Below are 19,193 nucleotides of genomic sequence, written 5' to 3'. Positions count from 1 at the left end.
TGGGGAGGGCAGGGTGCGACTTGTTCAATTAAAGGTGTCGAACTTCCGATGTTTCAAAGACGAAACCACCGTGGCTCTTGATGATCTTGTTGTCTTGATTGGCAAGAACGATTCCGGGAAGTCTTCGCTACTTGATGCGATGAATATCTTCTTTAACGGTGTTCCTGAGCAGGATGACTTGTGCGTCCATGCGAGTGATCAAAAGCTGACCATCGCATGCGTCTTCGATGACCTTCCAAAGCAGTTAGTGATCGATGAGCAATACCCCACCGACCTGGCAGTCGAATACCTTCTGAATCAGACCGACAAGCTCGAGATTGCCATGGTCTTTAACTGTACGGGTTCAGGAAAGGTAAAGCCGGCGAGCGTGTTCGCGCGAGCGAAACATCCGACTGCGGACAAATACGATGACCTCCTGACTCTAACGAACGCGAAGCTGAAGCAAAGGGCAAAGGAACTTGGAGTTGATGTCACCACCGTGAACCAAACAGTAAACACTGAATTGAGACGCGCAATCTGGGCTCACGCTCCTGACTTAAAGCTTCAGCTAACTGATATCGAGCCCAAGTCAGAGACTGCAGAAAGAATCTGGGATCAGTTGAAGAAGCACCTCCCCGTCTTCGCGCTCTTCAAATCAGACCGATCCAGTACAGACCAGGACTCTGAGGCGCAAGACCCAATGAAGTCAGCCATCAAGGAAGCCATCAAAGCACAGGAGGACACGCTCAGCACTATCGCCGACAAGGTGAAGCAAGAAGTCCAGGAAATTGCCAACAGGACGGTCGAAAAGATCCGTGAGATGAATCCAGAGTTGGCAAGCCAGTTGACCCCCAGGGTAACGACCAAGAATTGGGATACTCTGTTCTCAGTTAGCCTCACGGGAGATGAAGATATCCCTATAAACAAGCGAGGTAGCGGGACTCGAAGGCTCGTGCTTCTGAATTTTTTTCGTGCGCGAGCTGAAAAGGAAGCCGAGGGCAAGGGAGCGAATATCATCTATGCCATTGAGGAGCCCGAAACAAGCCAGCATCCTCACAATCAAAAAATGCTTGTGGAGGCAATACAAGATTTGGCAGCAAGGGATGGCTGCCAGGTTTTCCTGACGACGCATACACCTGTCTTGGCCCGCCGATTCCCACAGACTGCACTTCGGTTCGTTACCCAGAGGAACGGTCGCCCTCATGTCCTTCACGGAGACAATGAAGAAACCCTTTCCGAGATCATTGAGTCACTCGGAGTCTTGCCCGATCATAAAATTAAAGCCTTCCTTGGCGTCGAAGGACGGCACGATATCACTTTTCTCTGCCACATTTCGCGGATGCTTACAGAAGCAGGGGAAGATGTGCCGGACCTCGGCAAAGCGGAGGATGAGGGGATTCTGGTATTTGTTCCTCTGGGTGGAAATAATTTGGATCTCTGGGTTTCGAGACTCAAAGGTTTTAACCGCCCAGAGTTCTACCTGATGGACCGTGACACCCAGCCGCCGGAGGAGCCAAAATATCATGCAATTGCTGAAGAGCTGAAGAAGAGAACAAACTGCACTGTCTGGACAACAGAAAAAAGAGAGCTAGAAAACTACATTCATCCAGATGTCATCAAAGAACAGTATCCAGCATACTCAGGCACTGGCGAGGCATTTGAGGACGTGCCACTTTTGCTTGCCCAGGCAGTTCATGAAGCGAGCAAGAGCGGGCAGCCCTGGGCAGGTGTTCTCGCAGACACAGGAAAGCTCGCGAAAAAAGTTTCAAAGGCTAAAACTCGTTTGTGTAAAGAATTCGCATCAAAGATGACACGAGATCACCTCAACAAAATTGACACGAACAACGAGGTGCGTACCTGGCTTGCTGAAATTGGCAAAGCTCTCAACGCCGAATAACAAGATCAGACAAGACAATGGCCCCAAACCCCAGCTCGAACTCACCTGGATTGGCAAGGAGAACCGGCCCAAGCTGGACCTGCCTGCGCCGCGGCTTCGGCAGGCAGGCCCGGCGAAGTCGTACCAGGCTGCGTTGTGGGGCCCATCACGACGTGCATGACAACGTGGCGGAGTGAGCTGAGAACCGAAGGGAGGGAACATGAGTAAAGCATTGCTGAAAATCGAACGTGAAGCGGCTCGCTTGCCGGTAAAAGATCGAGAAGTTCTGGCCGAACGCTTGATGCGGGGTGTGAGACACGAGCCGTTGACCCAGGTAGAGGAGGCTTGGGTGGAGGAGGCCGAGCGTCGGGTTTCCGCTTGGCGACAGTGGGACGAGAACGGGATCCCGGTTGCGCGGGCGGTCAAACAGATTCGCAAGGATCTGGACTGCGGTATAATCCTCCCGAATTTTGGAAACGGACGGGACAGCCGGAGGTGACGGATGAGCAGAATCACCATGGATATACCCGAGGACATTCTGTTGGCGTTGAAGCTCCAGCCGGAGGCGATGAGCGAAGAGTTGCGGGCGGCGGCGGCGGTCAAGTTATTCGAACTTGGTCGGCTGTCTTCCGGCGCGGCCGCGCGGTTGGCCGGCATTCCCAGAACGCTTTTCCTGACCAAGCTGGCTCAGTACGGCGTGGATACGTTCCGATTGACTGAAGAGCAACTGCGGGAGGAGCCCGGCATTGCCTGAGGTCATCTGCGACACCTCACCTCTGCAATATCTGGATCAGATCGGTCTGTTGCATATCTTGCCGGCCTTGGCCGGACACATCATCGTCCCTCAAGCCGTTGTCGAGGAACTGGCCCAGGGGCGAGCGGCGGGGTTGAGCCTGCCGGATCCCACGGTGATCGAGTGGATGAGCATCCGACGACCGGCCGCCGCGTCCGCCCTTGCGCTGATTACGGATCTGGGCCCTGGGGAAACGCAGACGCTGCTCTTGGCGTTGGAATCAGAGGATGCGCGGGTCATTCTCGATGATGCCCTTGCCCGTCGCATTGCCAAAGCACAGGGCATTCGAGTCATAGGAACATTGGGCGTGCTGCTGGAAGCAAAACGGGCCGGTCACGTGCCATTCATTCGGCCCTACCTTGATCGACTGGACATGTTGCGGTTTCGCCTAGCGCCCCACACCCGAGAAGCGGTTCTTAAAATGGCAGGAGAGTAACGCAGTGGCACAGAAACCAAAGCTTGAACTCACCTGGATCGGCAAGGAGAACCGGCCGAAGCTGGAGCCGCGCATCCGCTGGAGGACCCGGAAAAGTCGTACCACGCCCCGCACCGGGTCACCGATCACGATCTCTTCGACAACCGGCTGATCTTCGGCGACAACCTGCTGGCCCTCAAGGCGTTGGAACAGGAGTTCACCGGCAAGATCAAGTGCATCTTCATTGACCCACCTTACAACACGGGGGCAGCATTTGAGCACTACGATGACGGCCTAGAGCACTCGATCTGGCTGTCGCTCATGCGAGAGCGCCTGGAAATTCTAAACCGCTTGCTCTCAAATCAAGGCTCTTTGCGGATCACAATCGACGACAACGAGGCACATTACCTTAAGATTCTGTGCGATGAGATCGTTGGCAGAGCGCAATTTGTTGCGAACATAGTCTGGCAGAAGCGAACCTCTAGAGAGAACAGAGCAGCTATCGGCTCCGCACATGATCACATCCTCTTGTACGCAAAGAGCGGCGCCCTTGAGTAGAAGAATAGCAGAAGCCCGCTACCGCAAAGAGAAAGCGGGTACTCGAACCCTGACAATGATCCGCGAGGCCCGTGGCGTTCCATTCCGTTTAGCGCGCAAGGCTTTCGTAAGAATCAGATGTATAAAATCAAGACTCCCTCTGGAGTGGAAGTCGATCCACCAAAAGGGCGATGTTGGGCAGCCACAGAACCGGAATATCTAAAGCTCCTTGCTGAGAATCGAATTTACTTTCCCAACGAAGGATCTGGACGGCCTCGCGTCAAGCAGTTCAAGGGTGAAGAGAAAGGTTTGGTCCCAATGACGTGGTGGGACGCTGAACTCGCTGGAGATAACGAAGAGGCAAAGAAGGAGATCTTGAATCTGTTTTCTCACTTAGAGCCATTTCAGACCCCTAAACCCGAGAGGTTGCTCCAGCAAGTTATTCAAATTGCCACCAACCCGGGCGACTGGGTCCTCGACTCCTTCGCCGGGTCGGGCACGACCGGTGCGGTGGCCCACAAGATGGGGCGCCGCTGGATCATGGTCGAGCTGGGCGAGCATTGCCACACGCACATCATCCCAAGGCTCAAGAAAGTCATCGACGGTGAGGACAAGGGCGGGATCACGGAGGCAGTCGGGTGGAAGGGCGGTGGCGGCTTCCGCTATTACCGGTTGGCCCCGTCGCTTTTGGAAAAAGACAAGTGGGGCCACTGGGTCATCAACAAAGCCTACAATCCGGCGATGCTGGCCGAAGCCGTCTGCAAGCTGGAAGGCTTCACCTACGCACCGAGCGATACAATCTATTGGCAACATGGTCGCTCTACCGAGCGGGACTTCATCTATGTCACCACGCAGAACTTGAGCCATGATCAATTGCAGGCCTTGAGTGACGAGGTCGGCGAGGGGCGGACGCTCTTGGTGATGTGTTCCGCCTTTCGCGGCAAGCCGGATCGCTATCCCAACTTGACCATCAAGAAGATTCCCAAGGCCGTGCTCACCCGCTGTGAGTGGGGCCATGACGATTACAGCCTGCGTGTGGAGCATTTGCCCAAAGCGCCGATTCCACCAGGGCAGCAGGGGCTAGAGTTTGGTGATACAAGTCATTCCCGCCCCCGATCCGTGTCGAGGGCAGGCTCTAGTGGGAATCTAGTGAGATGAGGTCAGATCGACAGCCGGCAGTGTACGTTCTTGCGAGCAAACGAAACGGTACGCTGTATATCGGAGTGACAAGCGACCTACGCAAACGTGTATGGGAACACAGAAATGATGTGGTGGATGGATTTACGAAGCGATATGGTATCCATCGGCTCGTCTATTATGAGTTGCATGCGGATATGGAATCAGCCATTAGGCGGGAGAAACAGATGAAAAAGTGGAATCGGGCTTGGAAGCTGGAATTGATCGAGAAGCAGAATCCAGACTGGCAGGACCTGTGGGAAAAGATTCTTTGACGTTGTCCCTGGATTCCCGCTTGTGCGGGAATGACGACTGTCTCCAGCATAAGATGGAGTATGAGGGCGTCATGAAAGTGAAATACGACCAGGAAGTGGATGTGCTGACGATCGAGTTTAGTGATGCCCCGGTCGAGGAGAGCGACCAGGACAAGCCTGGTGTCATTCTGGACTATGATAAGGATGGGAACATCGTAGGCATGGAAATCCTCAACGCCTCGAAGCGAGTGCAGAATCCCAAATCCGTCGAATACGCGGTCGCGTAACATTCGGGCCTGGGGCGAAGCTCTCTCCTGAGACAAGCTCCGTGGAGGACTACGCATGAACAAAGAGCGAATCTTGTCTCTGTTGGCCGGCCGGCGAGAAGACATGCGCATGAAGTTTGGCGTGAGAAAACTGGGCATTTTCGGGTCGGCCGCCCGGGATGATATGCGAAGCGGCAGCGACGTGGACATTTTGGTTGAGTTTCAGGACGCCGCCACGTTCGGCCAGTACATGGACCTGAAGGCCTATCTCGAGGCCCTGCTCGGGACGGCCGTCGATCTTGTCACAGAGGACGCACTGAAACCGCGCATGCGCCCGCTCATTGAGAAGGACCTCGTTCGTGTCGCGTAACTGGCTGTTCTATCTCGAGGACATTGTCGAGAGCGCACGGAAGGTCCGACGCTACACAGACGGCTTGACCTTCGCGCAGTTTCGCTCGCAGGACATGATTGTTGACGCGGTCGTCCGCCGCTTTGGAGCCGCATCAGCATGAACCGTCACGTCCACGCCATCGCCGGGCGATTGAGCCTGCGACCTCCTCAGCGACAGTCGTTGGAGATTCTCGATCGCGTGACGGAGATTGTGCCGCCCAAGAAGAGTACCGACCTCGCGTCGGCGTTGGACGCGATCCGCCGTGAGTTCCCGACGGTGACGGACTTTGAGCGTGACTTTCCGTCGCTCTGTTTCGCCTTGGCCACCGGCGTCGGCAAAACCCGCCTCATGGGCGCCTTCATCAGCTATCTGCATCTCGCTCACGGCATCAACCACTTCTTCGTCCTGGCGCCGAACCTGACGATCTATAACAAGCTGATTACCGACTTTAGGCCGAACACGCCGAAGTACGTCTTCACGGGCATCGCCGAATTTGCGACCGAGCCGCCGACGATCATCACCGGGGACAACTATGAATCCGGGATTGCAGCTCGCCTGACCTCGTTGCCCGGCTTCGGCCAAGAGGTGCACATCAACATCTTCAATATCTCGAAGATCAACTCGGAAGTGCGAGGCGGCAAGGCGCCACGGATCAAGCGGCTGTCCGAGTATATCGGCCAGAGCTACTTTGAGTATCTGGCCGGCCTGGACGATCTCGTCCTGCTGATGGACGAGTCCCACCGCTATCGGGCCTCGCAGGGTGTCAAGGCGATCAATGAGTTGAAGCCGGTGCTCGGACTCGAACTGACCGCCACGCCGTTTGTGGAATCGAGCAGAGGGCCCGTGCCATTCAAGAACGTGATCTATGACTATCCCTTGGCCAAAGCCATGGCGGATGGGTTCGTCAAGGAACCGGCCGTCGTCACCCAAAAGAACTTTAACCCTAGCCAGTTCAATGCCGCTCAGCTCGAGCAGATCAAGCTGGAGGATGGCATTCGTCTCCATGAGAACACCAAGGTCGAACTGGAAACCTATGCGCGGCAGACCGGGCAGCGAGTAGTGAAGCCGTTCATGCTGATCATTGCCCGCGATACGACCCATGCCGGCCAACTGATGCAACTGATTCGGTCACCGCAGTTCTTTGAAGGCCGGTACGCAGACAAGGTCATCCAGGTGGACTCCAGCAGGACCGGTGCAGAAGAAGATGAGATGGTCCAACGTCTGCTCGCCGTGGAAAACCCGGATGAACCGACCGAGATTGTGATTCACGTGAACATGCTGAAAGAGGGCTGGGACGTCAGGAATCTCTACACGATCGTCCCGCTGCGTGCGGCCAATGCCCGCACACTCATTGAACAGTCTATTGGTCGCGGATTGCGACTTCCCTACGGCCGGCGTACGGGGGTCAGCACTGTCGATCGGCTGAACATTGTGGCGCATGACCGCTTCCAGGAGATTGTGGATGAGGCCAATCGGCCGGACTCAGTGGTCCGGCTGACCCAAGTGATCCTCGATCCCGCCACAGATCTTCAGAAAACCAAGACCGTCGTGGCTCAGTCAAAGATTGAAGAACAGCTTGCTGCCGCGGATTCTCCTGTCTTCACTAGCGAGGTGGAGCGAAAGATTGCCGAGGCGACGTATCATGTCATCAACACATACGAGAACTTGCCGACCTCCAGTTATCTCCTGAAGCCGGAAGTCCAAGCTCGGATTGCCGAAGAAGTGAAAGAATATGTGACGCCAAGCCAGCAGGCACTTCCGGGCATGGCCGAGACACCGAGCATCGCCGATGTCGTGGCCAAGACGACTGAACTTGTCGTCCAGCAGACGATCGATATCCCCAGAATTCTCGTGGTGCCGAGAGGTGAAGTGACCACAGGCTTCCATGCCTTTGCACTGGATTGTTCTGGCATCCACTACCAGCCCGTTGCACGAGACCTCTTGATCCAGCACCTTCGGACTAATCAACAGGAGACGCTGAGTTTCGGTGGATCTTTACAGGCTGAACAACGATTGGAGGATTACATTGTCCGGGGCCTTATCGATTTCGACGATATTTCTTACGATGACCATGCGGACCTGCTCTACGACCTGGCTGGGCAACTGGTCCGGCATCTCCGTTCATATCTCTCTGAAGAAGATGCGCGCAACGTCCTGATCTACCACCAAAAGCCGCTTGCCGCGTTCGTCCATGCTCAGATGCAAGAACATCAGTGGGAGAAAGCAGCAGGCTACGATGTGCAAGTGAGCAAGGGCTTTACCAAACTGAGAAAGCCTGCCTATACCGCGAAAGACGGCGAACCCATCCACGATTTCCGGGAAACCTTCGAGGACAAGAGCCGCATTCCACAGGTTCTCTTTGGAGGCTTTCAGCGGTGCCTTTTTAAGGAACAGAAGTTCCAGTCCGACTCAGAGAGGAAGCTGTCGGTGATTCTGGACCGGGATGCGCAGAAGTGGTTCAAGCCGGCACAGGGGCAGTTTCAGATTTCTTACAAGATAGGTGTTGACCACCGTGAATACGTGCCCGATTTCGTGGCCGAGACCACGGACTGTATCTACATGCTGGAGCCCAAAGCGCGAAACGAAATGACCAGCTCTGAAGTCTTGGCCAAGAAAGACGCCGCAGTCCTGTGGTGCGCCCGCGCCACGGCCCATGCCCTCAGCAACGGCGGCAAGCCGTGGCAATATGTCCTGATTCCGCATGATGCAATAGCAGAGAACATGACCCTGTGTGCGTTAGTTCTCCAGTTTGCTGTTGCTCAGTAGCCTTCTAAGCCTTCGGCCGCGATCCCGCGATTCTCAACTCGTTCAGTTCCCAATCAGTTCTCGATGGGTGTTTCCTAGCCGCTACAATGGACGACCAGTGATGATTGACATCTCCGAAAGGCCGGCGTAGGATTCGCCGCATCTTCCTCGCGAGCGGGCGTAGCTCAGTGGTAGAGTCCTAGCTTCCCAAGCTAGTTGTCGCGGGTTCAAATCCCGTCGCCCGCTCCAAACCAAGCTTGCTCGACCGCGAGCCTATTTTTCGTTGTATCGTCGATAGCGGCGAGCGGATAACTACCTCACGTGTTTTGTGGGATTTGAACCCGCGACAGGGGGTTTCGAAGGGGGTGAGCCCCCTTCGAGGGGAGCATGCGAGGGGGCCGGCCCCCTTCGCAGGAGCCGGGAGGCAAGTTTCAGAGCCGACCCGGCGACGGAGCGCGGTTCAAATCCCGTCGCCCGCTCCAAACCAAGCTTGCTCGACTTGACCCTTACCTTGTTTGGTTTGCGAAGCGACGCGTCTGTCATCGACGCGTCGCTAGACCTCGCCCGCCTGACACTTCCCGCGACATCGAGTACGGAAAGATGCAAAACAGTTGGCTGCTCCCTTGTAGCCCTATATATTTAATTCGAGTTCTTCCGCTGTCCCACCGTAACCGCCGGGAAAATTTTCATGGCCGAGTCTTCATCTTCTCTCCAACAGCCTGATTTCCGAGCCCTGTTCGAGTCGGCGCCGGGGTTGTACCTCGTATTGACGCCCACCTTGACGATCGTAGCGGCGAGCGACGCGTATCTGCAAGCCACCATGACCAGGCGGGAGGAGATTCTGGGGCGCCACCTGTTCGATGTCTTTCCGGACAACCCTGATGATCCGACCGCGACCGGCGTCTCAAATCTAAGGGCGTCTCTGGCCAGGGTGCTCCAGAATCGGGCGCCGGATGCCATGGCGGTGCAGAAATACGACATCCGCCGGCCAGACTCTGAAGGAGGCGGATTCGAGGAACGGTATTGGAGTCCGGTCAATTCCCCGGTTTTCGGCGCGAACGGGGACATCGCCTACATCATGCACCGCGTCGAGGATGTCACGGAGTTCGTTCGTCTCAAGCAGGCGCAACGTGAGCAACACGAAGTCGCCGAAGGGCTGCGGACGCGCGCGGACGAAATGGAGGCCGAGATTTTTCGGCGCGCGCAGCAGATTCAGGAAGTCAACCGTCAACTCCGAGCCGAGTTGGCGGCGCGCAAAAAGGCGGAAGAAGAACTGGCCCGGCAGACGAGCATTTTGAAAGCCGTGCTCTCGAGCATGGGAGAAGGTGTCGTCGTAGCCGATATGGAAGGCAAGTTCATCATCTGGAATCCAGCCGCGGAACGCATCGTCGGACTTGGTCCCACGAACTCTCCTCCGGAGAAATGGACCGAGCACTACGGCGTGTACCTGCCCGATCAAGTGACGCCGTACCCGGCCGACCGACTGCCTCTTGCGCGGGCGATCAAGGGAGAATTCGTCAAGGCGGACGAACAGTTTCTCCGCCACGCCAAAGCTCCCCAAGGCGTTTGGCTGAGTGTGACGGGCAGCCCGTTGGTGGATGAAGACGGCGTGCAGCGCGGCGGGGTCGTCGTGTTCAGCGACATCACCGACCGCAAGCAAGCGGAAGAGGCGCTGCGCCGCGCGCACAATGAACTGGAACGGCGCGTGGAGGAACGGACGGCGGAGTTGGCCGGGAAGAATCGAGACCTGGAAACGCTGCTCTATGTGACCTCGCACGACCTGCGTGAGCCGCTCCGGTCGATCGAGAATTTCTCGCGCCTCGTGCACGACCGCTACGCCGATCGTCTCGACGAAAAAGGGCGGGACTTTTTGCGACGCGTCGTCCGCGGCGCCAAGCGGATGGACCAGCTTCTCGCTGATATCTTGGCGCTGTTGCGGGCCCAGCGGATGGAGGCCCCGGCCGAAGAGGTGGAGGGCCGCGTCATCGTGCAGGAAGTCCTTCGGCGACTTGACCACGTGATTAAGGAGACCGGCGCGACGGTGCGCGTCGCGCCGGACCTTCCCAGGATGCGGGTCAACGTCACTTGGGCGACGCACGGAGTCTACAACCTGGTTGCCAACGCGCTGAAGTTTACGCGCGACAGTGAGGCTCCCGACGTCGAGATCGCCTCCTATCAGCCCAAACCGGACGAGAAGGTCGTCGGCCTCGTGGTTCGGGACCGGGGGCCGGGCGTTGCGCCGGAGCATGCGGAGCGTATCTTTCAACTCTTCCAGCGGGCGGTCGGGCGCGAAGTCGAGGGGACCGGAGCGGGATTGGCCATCGTCCGGCAGGTCGCCGAACGGCACGGCGGCCGCGCCTGGGTGCAACCGCGCGAGGGCGGCGGCGCGGAGTTCGTCCTCACGTTCGGCGCGCTCGGGTTGGCCGAAAGAAAGGACGTCATCCATGAGAAATCAACCGGTGGAAATCCTGCTGGTGGAGGATAACGAAGACGACATCGTTCTCACTCAAGAAGCCTTTACCGAAGCCAAGCTGATGAACGTCATCAATACGGTTCGTGACGGAGAGGAAGCGTTGGCCTACTTGCGACGCGAAGGCAAATATAAAGTCGCCCGCCTGCCGGGCCTGATTTTGTTGGACATCAACATGCCGAAGAAGAACGGCTTTGAAGTGCTCGAGACCATGAAAGCCGACCCCTCCCTGCGGTCGTTGCCCGTGGTCATGCTGACCACGAGCGACCGCGAGGAAGACATCGTGCGCTCTTACGCCGACGGTGCTTGCTCTTATATCCGAAAACCGGTCGATTTGGACCGTTTTATCGACGTAGTTAAACAGTTTGAGCTGTATTGGACGCTGGTTTCCAAAATTCCTTCTTCGGCGGGGTGACGATCAATGCGGGTGTTGTTGATCGAAGACAATGAAGACGATGCGTACCTCGTCCAGGAGACGCTCAATGAGAGGCAAGAGCCGAGGTGCGACCTGGAATGGACCGACCGCCTGCGAAGAGGACTGAAGCGGTTGGCCGAAGGCCGTTTCGATGTCGTGCTCCTGGATCTTTCATTGCCCGACAGCCAAGGGCTCGAGACGTTCGATAGGCTGCAGGCGCAGGCCCATGGCGTCCCGTTGGTGGTGTTGACCGGTCTCGACGACGAAGCGATGGCGGTTCAAGCGGTGCGAAAGGGCGCGCAGGATTACCTGGTCAAGGGCCGGTTGGTTCCTGACCTGTTGGTACGGGCTCTTCGATACGCCGTCGAACGGAAGCAGGTGGAGGCGGCGCTCCGGCTCAGCGAAGCGAGATTGGCGGAAGCCCAACGGATGGCTCATATCGGGAACTGGGAATGGGATCTTCTGACGAACCGGGTGTGGTGTTCCGATGAAACGTACCGCATCTTCGGGTTGCATCCGACCGGCGTCGAGATGACGTATGATGACTTTCTGACGTATGTCCACCCGGACGATCGCGGAGGCGTCCGCACGGTCATCGAGACCGCCACGCGCGATCGACAGCCCTATGAGCACGAGTACCGCATCGTCCGTCCAGACGGGACGGAACGCACGGTGCGCGGGCACGGAGAAACCCGGTTGGACGACACCGGGAGACCGGTCCGCGTGGTGGGCACCATACAAGATATCACCGAGAAAAAACAGGCTGAGAAAGCATTACAGGAGAGCGAGGCACAACTTCGCCAGGCCCAGAAGATGGAGAGCATCGGCCGATTGGCCGGAGGCATCGCGCATGATTTCAATAACCTTCTGACCGTGATCAACAGCTACAGCGCCATGCTGTTGGGGGATATCGATTTTGACAGCCCGTTACGCAAGGGAATCGAGCAGATCAAGGAAGCCGGTCACCGGGCCGCGCTGTTGACCAGGCAGTTGCTGGCCTTCAGCCGGCAGCAGGTCCTGGAACCGAAAGTGCTGGATCTCAACGCGGTGGTCAGCACCAGCTCGAAGCTCCTGCGACGGCTGATCGGGGAGGACATCGAGTTGGTCATCTGCGCCGACCCGTCTTTGGGGCGTGTGAAAGCCGATCCCGGGCAGATCGAGCAGGTGATCATGAACCTGGCTGTGAACGCCAGGGATGCGATGCCGAAGGGCGGTCAGTTGACCATCGAAACCAGGAATATCGAGCTGGGCGAGGCCTCTCCGTTGAAGCCGGCCTCGGTCGAACCGGGTCGGTACGTCATGCTGGCGGTCAGCGACACAGGGTGCGGCATGGACGCGGAGACCCAAGCTCGCATCTTCGAGCCCTTCTTCACCACCAAGGAACTCGGAAAAGGGACCGGGCTGGGATTGTCCATGGTCTATGGGATCGTCAAACAGAGCGGCGGGTATATCTGGGTTTCCAGCGAGTTGGGCAAGGGCACCAGCTTCACAATCTATCTGCCGCAGGTCGACGATCCATCCGAATTGTTGGAGCCGGCTCCGGTTCCGGATCTAGCGGGGCGTGGCTCGGAAACCATTCTCCTGGTCGAAGATGACGAAATGGTTCGGGTTCTGACGCGCACAATCCTTCAGATGCGGGGGTATACGCTGCTCGAAGCGCGCAACGCCAAAGAAGCGATCCACCTCGCCGAGGAACACAATGAGCCGATTCACCTGCTCCTGACCGATACCGTCATGCCGGGGCTGAGTGGGCCGGAATTGGCCGAACGTGTAGCGTCGGCTCGCCCGGACATGAAAGTGTTGTACATGTCCGGCTATACGGATAAAGTGATAGCCCTGAACGCTGGGCGCGACCTTCGCACCGTCTTTCTCCAAAAGCCGTTCACTCCTGAAGCGCTGGCGCGCAAGGTGCGCGAGGTGCTCGATTCGCCGGGGCCGCGAGCAGCCTGAATTGCCCGGCAAAGTGTCGCGCGCTGGATTAGTCACGGATCGTTGCCGAGGCCGTCAATGCGGAAAAGTTTCTTCTGGTGGATTTAAACGGCAAAACCCGCGCAGGGCTCGGACTGGATGTTCATGGCGAAGTCGGATTGATCCTGATGAGCCGTGATGACGCAAAGCCCCTCTCTCTTTCGCCGGACGATCTCCAGGCCCTCTGCTTGTGGACAAGAATGGACGGCGCGACGCGTCGCGGGAGTGCGAGGGGGCTTAGACGGCTTTCTTGACTAATCCAGTCCGAAGACAGCGGGTGCAGACGCGGATATGCTTGGGGGCGCCGTTGATCAGCGCGCGAACGCGTTGCAGATTCGGATTGAAGACCCGCTTAGTCTTGTTATTGGCGTGACTGACGTTATGTCCGGACTGATGTCGTTTGCCGCAGATGTCGCACGCAAAAGCCACGAGAACGCTCCTTCTCTAAACGAGAGAATCTTACCGATAATGCGCCAGCGATCGTAGCATAGGCCACCGATGGGTGACAAGTGCGCGGCGGTGCTGGGCCGGCGGTGGAACGGCGGTTCGCTCGGCACTATGAACGCTGAGCGGCGGACGTCTTTTGACGGATCGCTGTAGTCTTCTTCGGGTGAGCGACCGTCACGACTCGCGCCTGATCCCTTTCATCTTCATCCTCGGCGATTGAGAGGCGGATCGGGACGCTGATGTCGAAGCCGCTATCCCCGCCGTCATCCAGGCCGTCTTTCCCGACGCTGTAGATTCTCTCCCGCGTGGCGTTCCAGAGCATGGGAAGCCCGGTAAACGGGTCGAAATAGCGCGATCCCGCTTCAGCCAGCCGTGCCGGCACGGCGGCTCCCGGCGCGGGTTTGCGCAGCAGAATCTGCAGCGCAGCCAGCCGAAGCCGCGCATCGGTCTCCACGAGCCGCTGGCTGAACAGCTCCCAGTCCGGTTCAAATTCAAAAGGGTGCATCAGGCTGTCGAACAAGGTGCGGGATGCGGTCCGCGCGATCTCCCTGAACTTCGGCAGCGGATGGTGGATCGTCTCGGATGCCTTGATGACGGCGTCGTAATAGGCGGCATAGACCTCCCGCGTGCGAGGCGTATCGAAAGCCACCCTAATCGCCTCGTGTGAAGTCGGGTGGACGACCCGCTGAAAAGCGTCCGGCCGCAGACCCGCTGTACGCGCCAACCATTCGCGATGGCGGTCGGAAGCTTCTTTGCCGATGAGCACCTCGCTCTCGATCGGCGCGCCGTCCTGGCGCAGGCTGAGCGCGAATTCGTTCTGGATCGGCCAGCGGAGGGAGTACTCGGCGGTCGTGAGGGGCTGCAGGACGGCCAGATCGATGTCGGAGAACGAGTTGTCGATCGTCGCGCGACCCAGCAGTCGGGAAAGAAAGCGCGCGTCGTCGTCCACCATGACGAGCGCCGCCACCTTAAGCGGCAACGTCTTCGCATCCGCCAGCACACGCCTCCAGGCAGCCAGGTCTGTCCACAGGCGCGAGGCGCCTTCCTGAACGGTCTTCGCGAACCCCGTGGCGACGTAGAGCCGGTGGGCGATCAGCACCTCCTCGAAGCGGGGGCAAGCGCCCTGTCCGAATCCCCAATCTTCGAACGGCATGTTGAGCCACCGTTCGTATCGCTGCACCAGGATTGCATAACGGCTGATGGCGGTGCGGAACAGCGCATCGTCTTTCTGCAGTTCAGTCAGCGGATCCGGCGCATCCCATGCCGGCAAGGCTTCAGCGGCTGTAATCGAGGCGCGCAGCTCAGCGCGGCCCGGCTTCTCGTAATTGTAGAGACGCCGTCCTCGTCGCGCTTCGGCCTCCAACCACATGTCGTAGCCGACCTGAACCGGATCGGTTCCTGCGGCAGCAGAAAATCCCAAGAGCAGGAAATAGCCGTTCTGAAGGGGGTTCGCCAGAGTCGGTTGCGGCGACTCCGAAAGCCTGAGCAAGGCGTCGCTGGGCTTGTCGTTCTTTCCGGTCCAGATCAATCCGGAGATTTCCATGAACACGGCGACAATGCACAGACTGATCAGAAGATTCCGCATAGTCCCTCTCCCTCAAACGCGTTCGTATCGAGAACCCCGGGAACCCGCTGTTGCCGAGACCCGGTGGCGGTTCAGGTGTGATGTCGCGTGCTGCTGGTCGTCGATTGTTCTGGAGAACTGGGTTCAGCAAATACTATGCCATTGCCGCCGTGCTCCGGTCTTTCCTGCCAGCGCCACCACTAGAGGAAAATCGGAGAAGAGCGGCGGTTTTGCCGCCCTGAACCGATCGGTTCGTACCGGCGCTGCACAGAAATCGCACACCGGGCCGGTCGTCGGGACAAATTTGAACTTGACAAGGCTTCCCGCGGTTTCCTAGAGTGAGCGCCTCATCACAGTCCGCTTTGGGTGAAGGGAAGAGGGTGTGATTCCCTCGCGGTCCCGCCGCTGTGAATGGGAACGAAACCCGCGCAGGCCACTGGCGTGGCCGTGATCCGTGAACCGTCATCCGTCATCCGTTAAAGCGGAGAACGGAAAGCGGACAACGGGAAACGGGCGCTGGGAAGGAGCGGGGAGTAGGTGTTGCCCGGCCGGCTCATCGCCGGCGTGCGCAACCGTGACGCGATCTGTTCGTCGCGTCACGCATCCCATGAGCCAGAAGACCTGCCCAAGGCGTTGCCCATCTTTCCCTCGAGGGCTGGGGAAAGTGCGAGGATGAAGAAGCGGGTGCAATCCTCAGGGCCTATGAGGCTCTGGGGATTTTTTATTTTGGAAGCGAGTGGTAAGCCGGTAATAACCCGCAGCAGACGGCGAACGATCAAGCAGTCAGAGTTTGTGGCTCTCTGCTACTGGCTGTTGGTTATAAGCTGCCTGCTGATGATAGGGGTTGCGCTCGCCGATGATCCCGAAGCGGCCTCTATGAATATGAAACGACGACAGCAAGGCATCCTGACGGGCATGCCGTTCATGGCGAACGTCGCCGCCAGGACGTTCGTCGACGATCTCGGTCGCAAGATTTATTTGGCCAAGGCGCCCAGCCGGATCATCTCCCTCGCGCCCAGTATCACCGAGATGCTGTTCGCAATCGGCGCGCAGGATCTGGTCGTCGGGGTCACGCAGTTCTGCGACTATCCACCGGAGGCCCTGCAAAAGCCCAAGGTCGGCTATGCCCATCCCAATATCGAATCTATCGTGGCGCTGGAGCCTGATTTAGTGGTCGCTCCGCGCGAGTCCCTGCGGGCTGATCTCCTTGCCAAATTGGAGCAACTGAAAATCCCGACGCTGATCTTGGAAGCGAAGACGGTCGAGGATATTCCATCACACATTCAAACATTGGGTCGGGTGATCGACCGCGCGCCGGCCGCCAATGCAGTGGCCATGGACTTGCGGCGGCGCCTTGCTCAAATGAAGAGTCGAGCGGAATCGCTCCCCAAGGTGCGCGTGTTGTATGTGTTGAACAGCCAGCCGCTGATCACCGTCGGCCCAGGGAGCTTCATCCATCAATTGATCGGGTTGGCCGGAGGCGTGAACATCGCCGCAGACAGCGGCGAGTCCTATCCCCGTCTCAATCTGGAAGCAGTGTTGCAGAAGGACCCCGAAGTGCTGATTTTCCCCGTTGGCAAAGCCGAAGGCATTCCCGAGAGCGAACAACAGGTCTGGACGCGATGGACGACGCTGACAGCAGTGAAGCGCGGCCGGTTGCACCGGATTCCCGCCGACCTGCTCAATCGTCCGGGGCCGCGGATCGTGCAAGGCCTGGAATCGCTCCTCACAATCATTCACCCGGAAGCTGCGGAGTCTGCCTCTGCCGCCCAGCCATGAGACAACCAGGCGCCCCTAACCAACCGGCCTCGCGTGTCGAGGCGGGATCATTCGGAGCCGATGCTGGTGCCCTCCGCTCCACCACGGCCATCGAGCAAGTCGACTGGCGGCGGAGTCCAATCCTGACGGCCGGACGGTGGACGTGGGCGATGGGAACGCTCTCGCTTGCCGGCGTCGTTCTGTTTCTTCTCTGCCTCCAGTTCGGTGCGCAACACGTCGGATTGGGCGACCTCAGTCGCGTGCTGATTCAGGCGCTGCGAGACTGGCGGAGCGATCGCGAGGCGGTCGGCACCACCGGTGTGATACTGCTTCAGGTGCGGCTGCCTCGAGTGCTCCTCAGCCTGTTCGTCGGGAGCAGCCTTGCGGCAGTCGGCGCGGCCTTGCAAGCGCTGTTGCGGAATCCGCTCGCCGATCCCTATGTGCTGGGCGTTTCGAGCGGAGCGGCGCTGGGTGTCTCGCTTGCGATGTGGTTGGGGATCGGTGGGACCGTCTTGACGCTTTCTGCGCTTCCGTTGTGCGGGTTTGCGGGCAGCTTGCTGTCCTTGGCGGTCGTCTATCGCCTCGCGGCGTCGTACGGCCGGTTGCCGGTTCATAGTCTGCTGCTCGCCGGGGTGATCCTAAACGCGATCCTGACCGCGGTGATCATGTTCATCACTTCCATCATGGACCCCAATCGCTCTGCCGGTATGATGTCGTGGTTAATGGGGACTCTGACCGCGCCGGCGTATCCGGCCTTGGCCGTCTTGACGGTGTATCTCGCGGTGGGGATCACCGTGCTGATGCGGCAGGCCCAGATTCTCAATTTGATGACATTGGGCGACGAATCCGCCCGAGCGCTTGGCGTGGAGACCGAACGGGCCAAAAAACTGATCTATGTGATCGCCGCGTTGATGACTGGCGCGGTCGTCTCCGTTAGCGGCATGATTGGGTTCGTCGGCATGGTGATTCCGCACGCGACGCGGCTGGTCCTGGGGGCCGATCATCGGCTCCTCCTGCCGGCGTCGGCGCTGGCGGGCGGTATATACCTGATGGTCGCGGATACCGTGGCGCGGTCCCTACTGGCGCCGGCGGAGCTTCCGGTCGGGATCATTACAGCTTTGGCCGGGGGACCGTTTTTTCTGTATCTCTTGATATGGCGGAAAGATCGGTTGGCATGACATGAACCAGTCGACGAATGAGCGCTTCTCAGGTATGGAACCGGGCCGCACCGCGGTCTTTACAGACAGTCGGAACGAGGCCGTTCGCGCGTTTGAAGTCCAGGAACTCTGTTTCCGTTATGCGTCGCCGTTCGATCGGTCGGCGGGCTGGACGCTCGACGAGCTGTCCTTTCAGGTGACCGCCGGTGAGGTTTTCGGCGTGGTGGGACCGAACGGATCCGGTAAAAGCTCCCTGCTGAAAGTCATGGCGAAAGTTCTGTGTCCGTCTCACGGCCATGTTCGGTTGTTCGGACAAGACCTCGAGCGGTTGTCCCAGCGGGAGGTTGCGCGACAACTGGCGCTCGTGCCGCAAGAAAGCCTTCAGGTGTTTCCCTTCACGGTCGCGCAGACTGTGTTGATGGGGCGCTATCCGCATCGGCGGGAACGCGCCTGGACCGCCGGATTCGGATGGGATGCTCCGGACGACATCGCGCTGGCGGAGCAGGCGATGGCGGAGATGGACATTGCCCATTTGGCCGATCGATTGATCACGGAACTGTCCGGCGGGGAGCGCCAACGAACCGTCATCGCGCGGGCCTTGGCGCAGGCGCCCCGCGTATTGCTGCTTGACGAGCCGACCGCGTTTCTCGATTTGCAGCACCAGATCGAAATCTGTTCGATCGTGACCCGCCTCAGCCGAGAGCGGGGCCTCACCGTGGTGCTCGTCTCGCACGATCTGAACCTGGCCGGCCAGTATTGCGATCGCATTCTGATGCTGAAGGACGGAGCGTTGTTCCGAATCGGATCGCCCGATGAGGTGATCCGACCCGAGGCCTTGCGCGCGGTTTACGGCTGCGATGTGCTGGTCGACCGGCATCCTGAGTCGGGCCGGCCGCGTGTCACGCTGCCGGGGCTGGCATCCCGGTAATCCGTCAATGATCATCACTCAATTGTGAAGCTGCAGCGAGCCCGGTGAGGACTT

Annotated in this window: 16 protein-coding genes, 1 tRNA gene, 1 pseudogene and 1 riboswitch; of the genes and pseudogenes, 16 read left to right on the top strand and 2 right to left on the bottom strand. The window is 58.6% G+C overall.

All coding sequences use genetic code 11. The features are described from left to right. Positions 1-13 precede the first annotated feature (13 nt). From ACWHTU_RS11200 to ACWHTU_RS11140, 13 genes and pseudogenes are all read left to right on the top strand, one after another. Entirely contained in the window at positions 14-1,876 is a 1,863-nt protein-coding gene (locus ACWHTU_RS11200) for an ATP-binding protein (protein ID WP_447859442.1), read from the top strand. A gap of 199 nt (positions 1,877-2,075) precedes the next feature. Then, the gene (locus ACWHTU_RS11195) at positions 2,076-2,354 is read left to right on the top strand and encodes an addiction module protein (RefSeq protein WP_447859441.1); all 279 of its coding nucleotides are present in this window, start codon (positions 2,076-2,078) and stop codon (positions 2,352-2,354) included. A gap of 3 nt (positions 2,355-2,357) precedes the next feature. After that, on the top strand, positions 2,358-2,609 hold the full coding sequence (locus tag ACWHTU_RS11190) for a UPF0175 family protein (RefSeq protein WP_447859440.1): 252 nt from the start codon (positions 2,358-2,360) through the stop codon (positions 2,607-2,609). Next, positions 2,602-3,084: a DUF3368 domain-containing protein gene (locus ACWHTU_RS11185; protein ID WP_447859439.1), complete on the top strand. Its 483-nt coding sequence runs from the start codon at positions 2,602-2,604 to the stop codon at positions 3,082-3,084. Before ACWHTU_RS11190 ends, ACWHTU_RS11185 begins: the two co-directional genes overlap by 8 nt. Positions 3,085-3,088: 4 nt before the next feature. After that, positions 3,089-4,758, top strand: a pseudogene (locus ACWHTU_RS11180) (site-specific DNA-methyltransferase). After that, positions 4,755-5,051, top strand: a complete 297-nt coding sequence (locus ACWHTU_RS11175) for a GIY-YIG nuclease family protein (RefSeq protein ID WP_447859438.1) — start codon at positions 4,755-4,757, stop codon at positions 5,049-5,051. Before ACWHTU_RS11180 ends, ACWHTU_RS11175 begins: the two are co-directional and overlap by 4 nt. A 71-nt stretch (positions 5,052-5,122) precedes the next feature. Continuing rightward, positions 5,123-5,317 carry a DUF2283 domain-containing protein gene (locus ACWHTU_RS11170; protein WP_447859437.1) on the top strand — a complete coding sequence of 65 codons (195 nt, stop codon included), beginning with the start codon at positions 5,123-5,125 and terminating at the stop codon, positions 5,315-5,317. A gap of 55 nt (positions 5,318-5,372) precedes the next feature. Next, the gene (locus ACWHTU_RS11165) at positions 5,373-5,666 is read left to right on the top strand and encodes a nucleotidyltransferase family protein (RefSeq protein WP_447859436.1); all 294 of its coding nucleotides are present in this window, start codon (positions 5,373-5,375) and stop codon (positions 5,664-5,666) included. 138 nt (positions 5,667-5,804) lie between these two features. Continuing rightward, complete coding sequence (locus tag ACWHTU_RS11160; RefSeq protein WP_447859435.1) at positions 5,805-8,453, top strand: DEAD/DEAH box helicase family protein; 2,649 nt, start codon at positions 5,805-5,807, stop codon at positions 8,451-8,453. Between the two features lie 153 nt (positions 8,454-8,606). Further along, positions 8,607-8,681 (top strand) — tRNA-Gly (locus tag ACWHTU_RS11155). A gap of 439 nt (positions 8,682-9,120) precedes the next feature. Then, positions 9,121-10,917 (top strand): ATP-binding protein, encoded by a 1,797-nt coding sequence (locus ACWHTU_RS11150; protein WP_447859434.1) that lies wholly within the window; start codon positions 9,121-9,123, stop codon positions 10,915-10,917. Continuing rightward, positions 10,892-11,317, top strand: coding sequence for a response regulator (locus ACWHTU_RS11145; protein WP_447859433.1), 426 nt, complete (start codon positions 10,892-10,894; stop codon positions 11,315-11,317). The genes ACWHTU_RS11150 and ACWHTU_RS11145 overlap by 26 nt, the downstream gene beginning before the upstream one ends. A gap of 6 nt (positions 11,318-11,323) precedes the next feature. Then, positions 11,324-13,267, top strand: a complete 1,944-nt coding sequence (locus ACWHTU_RS11140) for a response regulator (protein ID WP_447859432.1) — start codon at positions 11,324-11,326, stop codon at positions 13,265-13,267. A 255-nt stretch (positions 13,268-13,522) separates the two neighbouring features. Here the strand turns inward: ACWHTU_RS11140 and rpmB are convergent, their stop codons facing one another. Both rpmB and ACWHTU_RS11130 read right to left on the bottom strand, forming a co-directional pair. Further along, positions 13,523-13,714, bottom strand: a complete 192-nt coding sequence (gene rpmB / locus ACWHTU_RS11135; protein WP_447859431.1) for a 50S ribosomal protein L28 — start codon at positions 13,712-13,714, stop codon at positions 13,523-13,525. Between the two features lie 127 nt (positions 13,715-13,841). Beyond that, on the bottom strand, positions 13,842-15,317 hold the full coding sequence (locus ACWHTU_RS11130) for a hypothetical protein (RefSeq protein ID WP_447859429.1): 1,476 nt from the start codon (positions 15,315-15,317) through the stop codon (positions 13,842-13,844). Between the two features lie 326 nt (positions 15,318-15,643). Then, positions 15,644-15,939: riboswitch (cobalamin riboswitch) on the top strand. A gap of 29 nt (positions 15,940-15,968) precedes the next feature. Between ACWHTU_RS11130 and ACWHTU_RS11125 the strand changes: the two genes are divergently transcribed. Genes ACWHTU_RS11125 through ACWHTU_RS11115 form a run of 3 tightly spaced genes read left to right on the top strand, consistent with a single transcriptional unit; the run spans position 15,969 to position 19,139 of the window. Then, positions 15,969-17,075 (top strand): ABC transporter substrate-binding protein, encoded by a 1,107-nt coding sequence (locus tag ACWHTU_RS11125; protein ID WP_447859428.1) that lies wholly within the window; start codon positions 15,969-15,971, stop codon positions 17,073-17,075. Next, on the top strand, positions 17,072-18,232 hold the full coding sequence (locus ACWHTU_RS11120) for a FecCD family ABC transporter permease (RefSeq protein ID WP_447859427.1): 1,161 nt from the start codon (positions 17,072-17,074) through the stop codon (positions 18,230-18,232). Before ACWHTU_RS11125 ends, ACWHTU_RS11120 begins: the two co-directional genes overlap by 4 nt. 34 nt (positions 18,233-18,266) lie before the next feature. Then, positions 18,267-19,139, top strand: a complete 873-nt coding sequence (locus ACWHTU_RS11115) for an ABC transporter ATP-binding protein (protein WP_447859426.1) — start codon at positions 18,267-18,269, stop codon at positions 19,137-19,139. The last annotated feature ends 54 nt before the right edge of the window (positions 19,140-19,193 follow it).

The organism is Nitrospira calida (assembly GCF_976986435.1).
Note: the sequence above shows the minus strand (reverse complement) of the source record. Positions and strands in the feature narration are given on the sequence as shown.

Excerpts from the sequence above, each read along its gene's own strand:
- ACWHTU_RS11130 (WP_447859429.1), bottom strand. The coding sequence starts at position 15,317 with ATGCGGAATCTTCTGATCAGTCTGTGCATTGTCGCCGTGTTCATGGAA.
- ACWHTU_RS11190 (WP_447859440.1), top strand. The coding sequence starts at position 2,358 with ATGAGCAGAATCACCATGGATATACCCGAGGACATTCTGTTGGCGTTG.
- ACWHTU_RS11150 (WP_447859434.1), top strand. The coding sequence starts at position 9,121 with ATGGCCGAGTCTTCATCTTCTCTCCAACAGCCTGATTTCCGAGCCCTG.
- ACWHTU_RS11140 (WP_447859432.1), top strand. The coding sequence starts at position 11,324 with ATGCGGGTGTTGTTGATCGAAGACAATGAAGACGATGCGTACCTCGTC.
- ACWHTU_RS11125 (WP_447859428.1), top strand. The coding sequence starts at position 15,969 with ATGAAGAAGCGGGTGCAATCCTCAGGGCCTATGAGGCTCTGGGGATTT.
- ACWHTU_RS11175 (WP_447859438.1), top strand. The coding sequence starts at position 4,755 with ATGAGGTCAGATCGACAGCCGGCAGTGTACGTTCTTGCGAGCAAACGA.
- ACWHTU_RS11195 (WP_447859441.1), top strand. The coding sequence starts at position 2,076 with ATGAGTAAAGCATTGCTGAAAATCGAACGTGAAGCGGCTCGCTTGCCG.
- ACWHTU_RS11165 (WP_447859436.1), top strand. The coding sequence starts at position 5,373 with ATGAACAAAGAGCGAATCTTGTCTCTGTTGGCCGGCCGGCGAGAAGAC.
- ACWHTU_RS11115 (WP_447859426.1), top strand. The coding sequence starts at position 18,267 with ATGGAACCGGGCCGCACCGCGGTCTTTACAGACAGTCGGAACGAGGCC.
- ACWHTU_RS11160 (WP_447859435.1), top strand. The coding sequence starts at position 5,805 with ATGAACCGTCACGTCCACGCCATCGCCGGGCGATTGAGCCTGCGACCT.
- ACWHTU_RS11170 (WP_447859437.1), top strand. The coding sequence starts at position 5,123 with ATGAAAGTGAAATACGACCAGGAAGTGGATGTGCTGACGATCGAGTTT.
- ACWHTU_RS11120 (WP_447859427.1), top strand. The coding sequence starts at position 17,072 with ATGAGACAACCAGGCGCCCCTAACCAACCGGCCTCGCGTGTCGAGGCG.